Origin of the sequence: Martinezella rhizogenes (assembly GCF_027460065.1) — a bacterium.
Taxonomy (GTDB): Bacteria; Pseudomonadota; Alphaproteobacteria; order Rhizobiales; family Rhizobiaceae; genus Agrobacterium; species Agrobacterium rhizogenes_C.
This window is the reverse complement of the sequence record NZ_JAPYZZ010000006.1, coordinates 275,741-283,333: the sequence shown is the minus strand read 5'-3', so window position 1 is coordinate 283,333 and position 7,593 is coordinate 275,741. Positions and strand designations below refer to the sequence as shown.

Annotated in this window: 9 protein-coding genes; 1 reads left to right on the top strand and 8 read right to left on the bottom strand. The window is 60.0% G+C overall.

Annotated features, from left to right (window positions below; all coding sequences use genetic code 11):
* Positions 1-76: 76 nt before the first annotated feature.
* From O8B93_RS12300 to O8B93_RS12265, 8 genes are all read right to left on the bottom strand, one after another.
* Positions 77-421, bottom strand: a complete 345-nt coding sequence (locus O8B93_RS12300) for a RidA family protein (protein WP_269710296.1) — start codon at positions 419-421, stop codon at positions 77-79.
* Positions 418-1,926: an opine oxidase subunit OoxA gene (ooxA, locus tag O8B93_RS12295; RefSeq protein WP_269710295.1), complete on the bottom strand. Its 1,509-nt coding sequence runs from the start codon at positions 1,924-1,926 to the stop codon at positions 418-420. Before ooxA ends, O8B93_RS12300 begins: the two co-directional genes overlap by 4 nt.
* Positions 1,923-2,246, bottom strand: coding sequence for a (2Fe-2S)-binding protein (locus tag O8B93_RS12290; protein ID WP_269710294.1), 324 nt, complete (start codon positions 2,244-2,246; stop codon positions 1,923-1,925). Before O8B93_RS12290 ends, ooxA begins: the two co-directional genes overlap by 4 nt.
* Positions 2,227-3,342 (bottom strand): opine oxidase subunit OoxB, encoded by a 1,116-nt coding sequence (ooxB, locus tag O8B93_RS12285; RefSeq protein ID WP_269710293.1) that lies wholly within the window; start codon positions 3,340-3,342, stop codon positions 2,227-2,229. The genes O8B93_RS12290 and ooxB overlap by 20 nt, the downstream gene beginning before the upstream one ends.
* A gap of 71 nt (positions 3,343-3,413) precedes the next feature.
* Entirely contained in the window at positions 3,414-4,244 is an 831-nt protein-coding gene (gene occT, locus O8B93_RS12280; protein WP_269710292.1) for an octopine ABC transporter substrate-binding protein OccT, read from the bottom strand.
* Positions 4,245-4,299: 55 nt separating this feature from the next.
* Positions 4,300-5,088: an ABC transporter ATP-binding protein gene (locus tag O8B93_RS12275; RefSeq protein WP_269710291.1), complete on the bottom strand. Its 789-nt coding sequence runs from the start codon at positions 5,086-5,088 to the stop codon at positions 4,300-4,302.
* A complete protein-coding gene (locus tag O8B93_RS12270) occupies positions 5,081-5,818 on the bottom strand; it encodes an ABC transporter permease (protein WP_269710290.1) in 738 nt (245 codons plus the stop codon). The genes O8B93_RS12275 and O8B93_RS12270 overlap by 8 nt, the downstream gene beginning before the upstream one ends.
* The gene (locus O8B93_RS12265) at positions 5,818-6,531 is read right to left on the bottom strand and encodes an ABC transporter permease (protein ID WP_269710289.1); all 714 of its coding nucleotides are present in this window, start codon (positions 6,529-6,531) and stop codon (positions 5,818-5,820) included. Before O8B93_RS12265 ends, O8B93_RS12270 begins: the two co-directional genes overlap by 1 nt.
* Positions 6,532-6,680: 149 nt before the next feature.
* Between O8B93_RS12265 and O8B93_RS12260 the strand changes: the two genes are divergently transcribed.
* A complete protein-coding gene (locus O8B93_RS12260) occupies positions 6,681-7,577 on the top strand; it encodes a LysR family transcriptional regulator (RefSeq protein WP_269710288.1) in 897 nt (298 codons plus the stop codon).
* Positions 7,578-7,593: the final 16 nt, after the last annotated feature.

Sequence of the window (7,593 nt, the reverse complement as noted above, 5' to 3'; positions counted from 1 at the left end):
TCCGATCAACGTGCATTCCATAGAGGTCTCCAACAACGACCGCGATACAGCGGTCTCTTCAACAGGCTTTCGGGCTTCAGTAATGAGCAGTGGCTATGAGTTCGATCAGCGTTGTGTCACCAAGGTCGGCAACGCCGATGGTCGCGCGGGCAGGCAACTCCTCCGGAGCAAACCATTCCTTCCAGACAGCATCCATTTGCGGCTTCACGTTCATGTCGGTGATAAAGATCGTGGCGGACAGAAGGTTGGCTCGCGCCGAGCCAGCCTCTTTGAGGTACGCGTCGAGCTTCGTCAGCACCTGGCGGGTCTGGCCCTCCATGTCGAGGCTCTCATCGTCAGCAACGATCCCGCCGATATAGGCGATACCCTTGTGCTTCACCACGCGATGCAATGTTGGGGTCCGGATGAGTCGTTCTGTCATGAGATGTGTCCTTTTTCCTGGGCGTCGTGATCGACGGGATCCCTTCCGGTCACCGCTTTCAAAGCGCGGGGCGTTTGTGGAAGGTGTGCAAGTTCGGCAAGCCGTACCGGTTTGACCGGCGAACGGAGGCGATAGGTTCCCACATTCGCGGGACTGACTTTTCTTTCCTCGGCCATGATTTCAGTGACGGTCGCGGCACATAGGCGCCCCTGGCACTGCCCCATCCCGCAGCGAACGAAGGTCTTTAACTGGTTCGGACCGGGCGGTCCGAGCGCAATAGCCTCGCGAAGCTTACGCACCGTAACTTCCTCACAACGGCAGACGATCGTTTCGGGGTCCGATGGTGCGAGAAAGCTTTGCCGGGGCACATAGAGTGCATCCAGAAACGCCCTTCCACGCGAATAGTGACGGGATCGGCGATGCAGAGACAGCATCAACGGCGCTGCTGCTTCGGTGTTGGCGAGCCCCAGATCACGAAGAGCCGCGAGAACGGCAACGCGTCCACTTACCTCTGCGGCTTGCGCGCCGGCGATCCCGCATCCGTCGCCGGCAACATAGATGCCATTTCTGCTGCTCCGACCGTCATGGTCTGTGACGGGCTGGAATGCCCGTTGCGGGCCATTCCATTGCAACTCGCATCCGGCCGCGTTGGGCAAACTTGTCGAAGGGATCACGCCCTGATGCAGAAGCACCGAATTGGCAGGGATGGTGCGCTCGCTTCGGCCGGTGGTGTAGCGTACGCTTTCAGCGTGCTGGGTCCCTATGATCGCGATCGATCTGACGCCGGAGACCACTCGCACACGACGCTTGACCTTCCACAGCAGGCCCACGCCTTTCAGCACGTAGGGCGAAAGCAGGAATTCCGGCATATGCCGGAGCACGCCAGCCCGGAACGGAGACCGAGCAGTATCGAGGACGGTGAGATCGGATAGACCTGCGTCGACAAGCTGGCTTGCGAGGAGATAGAGAAGAGGCCCGCAGCCGGCCAGGACAACAGGTCCCGTCGGCATCGCGCCGGCTGCCTTGAGCGCGATCTGCGCGGCACCTGCCGTCATGACCCCTGGCAAGGTCCAACCGGGCACGGGCATGGGCCGCTCCTGCGCACCGGTCGCAAGAACGATAGCGGCAGCTTCAAGCATCCGCGCTGTGCCTGCGATGGTGACACCTAGGACATGGCGCGTCTTGGGCGCGGCGTCGTCCCGACTCTCAAGACTCCAGACCGTTGCGCGTGGAGCGTAATCGACGTTGCTGTTGGCGAACGCCTCCGCGAGAGGCTTTCCTTTCCAGTAGTCTTTCCCGAGAAATGCTCTTCGTTCGGGTCGATTTCGCGTGATTTCGCGGTAGATCTGCCCGCCCGGACGAGGGTTCTCGTCCAGAACCGCAACCCGGGCTCCGGCCGCGCTCGCTTCGACAGCCGCCGCCATTCCGGCAGGACCGGCGCCGATGACGAGAAGGTCGTAAAAATCCAGAAGATCCGACGCCGTTGAAACTTCTCGAAAACTCATGGCGCGCTCCCTTCTTCGTTTTTCGCGAGTCCGGGGATCGTAGGTGCGCCCTTCTGGCTTAGAACTGTCATCCCGTTCTCGACCTCGACCAGACAGGCTTGACGGTTCTGAACGCCATCCACGGTGACCAGACACTCGAAGCAAACGCCCATCAGGCAGTAGGGTGCGCGAGGGCTTCCGCCAACGACGGACTGGCGGACGCGATCGACCCCAGCGGCTAGCAACGCGGTCGCGAGCATGTCTCCACGTTCAGCTTCGATGACCACGCCATCGAAGCTGAATTGAACAGGTTGTTCTATCCTATGCAGCCTGTCGAGCATGGAACCTCCGGGCGGAAAAAGCGGAAAGATCGTCTTCGAGACGCCCAGCGGCGATCTGCTGAGCCACGATCAAAGCGTGATTGGCGGCCAGGGTGACGCCCGAATGGCAGGCGACAAGAAAGGCGCCCGGATAGCGCTCGGAATGATCGTAGATAGGAACTCCGTCGGCCGTCTTGACCCTGAAGCCCGTCCAGCTACGCACGACATTCAGGTCCGAAAGAGCAGGGAATATCCTCAAGGCGCGGCTCGCGAGAACAGCGCTGATGTCCGATGATGATGAGATTCTGGTGGTGTCGGTTTCTTCGCTGTCGCCGATCATGATCCCGCCCTCATCGGCCTGCCGCATCCCGGCAGAGAGGCAGGGGAGGGCGGTCTGGCTCTTCTCGGTGACGAGGATCTGACCCTTGCTGCGCTTGAGCGGGCATGACAGGCCGACCATGGGCGCCAGCCTTTCATTGTCGAGGCCGGCAGCAAGGACGATCTGGCGTGAAACGATAGAAACCCCCTCACCCTTCAGAACAAAGCCATCCGAGGTAGGTTCGATGATTTGAACCCGGTGCTGCGGGCGATACGTTGCCCCCGTCTTTTCCATTGCGGTGTGGAGCGCGTGAAACAGGCGAAGCGCGTTCACATGTCCGTCTGCGGCACAATAGATCGAACCGACAACCTCAGGGCCAATACCGGGAACCCGTTCGAGTGTTTGCTGACGATCGAGAACTTCATAATGCGGTGCCCGCCCGTTGGTCTCGAGCGCAATGCTCTCCATGTCCTCGCGCGCTGCTTCGAACTCGTCTTGCGAGAGTGCGAACGTAAATGCCCCGTCCTGCTGCAGACCCACATCGATGCCACTGTCATCGAGCAGGGCCTTTGCCATCGTCGGCCATCTCTTGGCGGACGCGTCTGACCAGAGAGCGTAATGAGGGGCATGCAGGCCTTTGCCTTGTACCCAGACCAGAGCGAAGTTGGCCCGTGATGCACGCAAATCGAGATCCTCACCGTCGAGGACCAGCGACTTCATGCCTGAGCGTGCAAGACCCCAGGCAATGGACGCGCCAACCAGGCCGCCCCCAACAATAGTCATATCAACGTCGTGCATCGCTTCTCGGAGTCTTCGTTGTTTTAACGGTTGGGATACGGCGCAAGCGCCGTATCCCGCAAAGCAGCCGATCAATGGGGGGTGACGTCCACCTTGAACCACTTCATCGAAAGCGTCTTGATCGTGCCGTCCTCACTTGCTGCCTTGATGGCTGCATCGAAGTCGGCCTTGAGGGCTGTGTCTTCCTTGCGCAGGCCAACCGCAACCAGGCCAAATTCACCGCCCGAGAAGAGCGGACCAACGAGCTTCGCCCCTTTCATCTCCGGCTTCTCGATTGCCGCAGCCAGAACGGTCGCGTTTGCCAGCACGGAGTCGAGGCGGCCGCTGGTCAGATCGAGATTGTGTTCCTCGACGGACTTGTATTCCTTGATGTCGACGGACCCCTTGAAATACTTGTCCAGGAACGTCGACGCCGTCGTCGATCCCTGCACGCCGACCGTCGTGCCGTTGAGGAAGCTCGAGATATCGGCAATGCGCTTCTTGGCAGCATCCGCCTGACTGTCGAGGGAATAGGTCTCACCGGTGCCCGGCATGTCCGCCAGCTTGCTGTCGCCCATCACGGCGAAGCCATTGATCCCAGCAGCATAGGGGATCGAAAAGCCGATCACTTCCTGCCGCTTCGGCGTGATGCTCATGGCGGCCATGATCGCATCATATTTTTTCCCCGTCAGGGACGGGATGATACCATCCCAGTTCTGCGCGACGATCTGGCATTTCGCCTTCATCTTTTCGCACAGTGCATTGGCCAGATCGATCTCGAAGCCGTCGAGTTTGCCGCCCGGCCCGGAAAAGTTCCAGGGCGCGTAGCCGCCCTCAGTGGCGATGGTGATTGACTTTTCCTGAGCTGCCGCCTGGCCGGCGACGAGGAGAAGCGCTGCGCACAGAATAGATTTGAGTTTCATAAGTTCACCTCTGTTCATTGGTTTCCTGGACACGCGAGCCTTGACGAGTTCGTCGTCAGTGGGATGCAGCGCCATCGCGCCGCAGGAACTGTCGAAAGCGCTCCGTGCGGGGATGGGCGAACATTTCGGAGGAGGGGCCTTCTTCGGCGATGACGCCCTGATGCAAGAAGACCGTGCGCGATGAAACATCGCGGGCAAAATCCATCTCGTGGGTGACGATCAGCATGGTGCGACCCTCAGCCGCCAGATCGCGCATCACCTTGAGAACCTCACCGACCAATTCCGGATCGAGGGCCGATGTGGGTTCGTCAAAGAGCATGACATCCGGCCGCATCGCCAGGGCACGGGCGATTGCGGCGCGTTGCTGCTGGCCGCCCGACAGCTCGGATGGATAGGCGTTGCGTTTGGAGGCAATACCGACGCGCTCGAGCAGCGCTTCAGCCTCGTCGCGACACGATTTCCGATCGCGGCCCTGAACGTGGACCGGCGCCTCCATGACATTCTGCAGGATCGTCTGGTGGGACCAAAGGTTGAAGCCCTGGAAAACCATTGCGGCTCGTTCGCGAAGCCGATTGACCTGCCCCAAATCCCTGGGACGAGCCGGTCTGCCAGGCCGATGCTCGAGCTTGATCTCCTCCCCCATGATCGAAACGCTCCCGGCATTCGGGATTTCGAGCATGTTGACGCATCGCAGAAGCGTCGACTTTCCGGAGCCGGACGAGCCAAGGATCGAGATCACCTCTCCCTCGCTGGCGCTCAACGATACGCCGTGGAGCACTTCAAGGGGACCGAAGTTCTTCCTGATTTCGGTGAGCTGAACAGCCGGACGAGTGGGATTAGGCATGGAGTTCGCCCTTCTGATCGACGGAGCCGGTCGTGCGTCTGCCCTTGCGCCGTTCGGGCCACAAAACCCATTCAAGCAACATAAAAAGCCGCGCGACGATGAAGTTGAGGATGAGGTAGATAGCCCCGGCACACACGAAGACTTCGATGGTGCGATAGCTTTCCGAGATCAGTTTGGCTGCGATCCCAGTGATCTCCATGATGGTAATGGTGGAAGCAAGCGACGTCGACTTGACCATCAGGACCACTTCATTGCTGTAACCAGGCAGCATCTGCCGTATCGCCTGGGGGATCACGATCCGGCGGAACAGCTTCACCCTGCCCATTCCGCAAGCTTTCGCGGCCTCGATCTGGCCAGCGGGCACAGAAAGCAGACCTCCCCGCATGATCTCGGCGGTGTAGGCAGCCGTATTCAGTGCGAGTGCCGCCATCGCGCACCAGTAGGCGTCGCGCAGAAATGGCCAGATGAAACTATGCCGAAGGCCAGGAAACTGGCTGAGGCCATAGTAGATAATGTAGATCTGGACGAGGAGCGGCGTGCCGCGAAACACGAAAATGTAGAAGCGCGCCGGCAGGTCGAGCCACCAAAGCCGCGAGACGCGCATCAGGGCTAGTCCGAAGGCCAGGATCGTTCCTGCCGCAACCGAGAACACCGCGAGTTCAAGTGCGAGCGGGATGCCTCCAAGCAACGCGACGAGGGTCTGCCAGAGAAAAGCGGGATCGAACGGCATCACACGCCCCTCCGCAGTCCGCGCCTGGAGCGCATCTCAGCCAGACGGAAGGCCTGCCCTGAGACGAAGGTTATAAGCAGGTAGAGTGCCGCGGCGGTGAGGTAGAAACTGAACGGCTGGCGGGTCGAGCCCGAGCCAACCTGCGCCTGGCGCATCAGTTCGACGAGGCCGATCACCGAGATAAGGGCGGATTCCTTCAGGACCAGTTGCCAGACATTGCCGACACCGGGCAGGGCATAGCGCGCCGCCTGAGGTAGAACGATCCGCCTGAACAACAGCAAGGACCCCATGCCGTAAGCCCGACCAGCCTCGACCTCGCCCTTGTTGAGAGCTAGAACCGCCCCACGCAGGACCTGCGTTTGGTAGGCGCCTGAAACCACGCCGATGGCAAGCGCGCCTGTCAGAAACGCCGGAGCGCCGACGAAGCCGCTACTTCCGAAGAGCGAAGCGACACCGGAGATCACCGAGCTCGATCCGAAGTAAAACAGATAGATGACGAGCAGGTCGGGTATGCCACGAAGGGCTGTCGTATATCCTGATGCCGCTGCCTGCAGCGCTCGAGAGCTGGAAAAGCTGGCAGCGGCGCCAAGACAGCCGAAAACGAGGCCGATTGCGAAGCCGCTGAATGCCACGGCCACCGTCATCGCGGTCGCCCTGAGCATATCATTGCCCCACCCGTCCGGGCCGAAGCCCATGAGTTGAAAATAATCCATAGCGTTCCCTGCGCGCGACAGCTGGTGCCGCTCGTCTGATCCCGGTTGTTCCGGAAGAATTTTCGTTTGTGAGGAAAGGTTTACATTTGGCCCGCATTAGGTCAAATTCATAATGACGGTGTGAGAATAAACAGATGTTATGGTGAAGCGTGAACCTTAGGCAGGTGGAAGCATTTCGGGCGGTCATGTTAACCGGCCAAATGACCGCGGCAGCGGAATTGATGCTGGTCACCCAGCCTGCCATCAGCCGTCTGATCAAGGATTTTGAGCAAGCGACCAAGCTTCAGTTATTCGAGAGGCGTGGGAACCACATCATTCCAACACAGGAGGCGAGGACGCTCTGGAAGGAGGTCGACCGCGCTTTCGTCGGGCTCAATCACATCAGCAACTTGGCCGCCGATATCGGCAGGCAGGCAGCCGGTACGCTTCGCATTGCAGCAATGCCCGCTTTGGCAAATGGCCTGCTCCCCCGGTTCCTTGCTCAGTTCCTGCGCGACAAACCAAACCTGCAAGCGTCGTTGACAGGCCTGCCTTCCAGTATGGTCATGGAGGCTGTTGCTTCAGGTCGGGCAGATATTGGCTATGCTGACGGGCCATCAGAGCGCCCGGGATTCCTCCTTGAAACGCGTTCACTGGCTGCAATCGTCGCCGTACCGATGGGGCATCGGCTTGCCGGACTTCACCGAATAACGCCCCAGGACCTGGCCGGCGAGCGGATCATAAAACAAGAAACGGGCACCCTTTTCGCCATGCGCGTGGAGGTCGCCATTGGCGGAATCCCGCGACTACCCTCTCTGGAAGTGAGCCTGTCGCATACAGCCCTCAGTCTCGTCCGCGAAGGGGCCGGGATCGCTATTATCGACCCCGCCGCCGCAATTGAGTTCAAGGACAGGATCGTCCTGCGACCCTTTTCGATTTTCATTGATGCAGGGTTCCTCGAAGTCCGCGCCGCGAACGGCGTTCCCTCCACCATCGTGGACCGTTTTGCGAGTGAATTCTGGAGCTTCCACGATAACTTGATGGCACAAAGCGGTTTGATGGACTGAGGGCGAATGCCGAGCG

What these genes read in the sequence shown, in the direction of transcription:
- O8B93_RS12300 (WP_269710296.1), bottom strand. Translation starts at nt 421, where the DNA reads ATGACAGAACGACTCATCCGGACCCCAACATTGCATCGCGTGGTGAAG.
- ooxA (WP_269710295.1), bottom strand. Translation starts at nt 1,926, where the DNA reads ATGAGTTTTCGAGAAGTTTCAACGGCGTCGGATCTTCTGGATTTTTAC.
- O8B93_RS12290 (WP_269710294.1), bottom strand. Translation starts at nt 2,246, where the DNA reads ATGCTCGACAGGCTGCATAGGATAGAACAACCTGTTCAATTCAGCTTC.
- ooxB (WP_269710293.1), bottom strand. Translation starts at nt 3,342, where the DNA reads ATGCACGACGTTGATATGACTATTGTTGGGGGCGGCCTGGTTGGCGCG.
- occT (WP_269710292.1), bottom strand. Translation starts at nt 4,244, where the DNA reads ATGAAACTCAAATCTATTCTGTGCGCAGCGCTTCTCCTCGTCGCCGGC.
- O8B93_RS12275 (WP_269710291.1), bottom strand. Translation starts at nt 5,088, where the DNA reads ATGCCTAATCCCACTCGTCCGGCTGTTCAGCTCACCGAAATCAGGAAG.
- O8B93_RS12270 (WP_269710290.1), bottom strand. Translation starts at nt 5,818, where the DNA reads ATGCCGTTCGATCCCGCTTTTCTCTGGCAGACCCTCGTCGCGTTGCTT.
- O8B93_RS12265 (WP_269710289.1), bottom strand. Translation starts at nt 6,531, where the DNA reads ATGGATTATTTTCAACTCATGGGCTTCGGCCCGGACGGGTGGGGCAAT.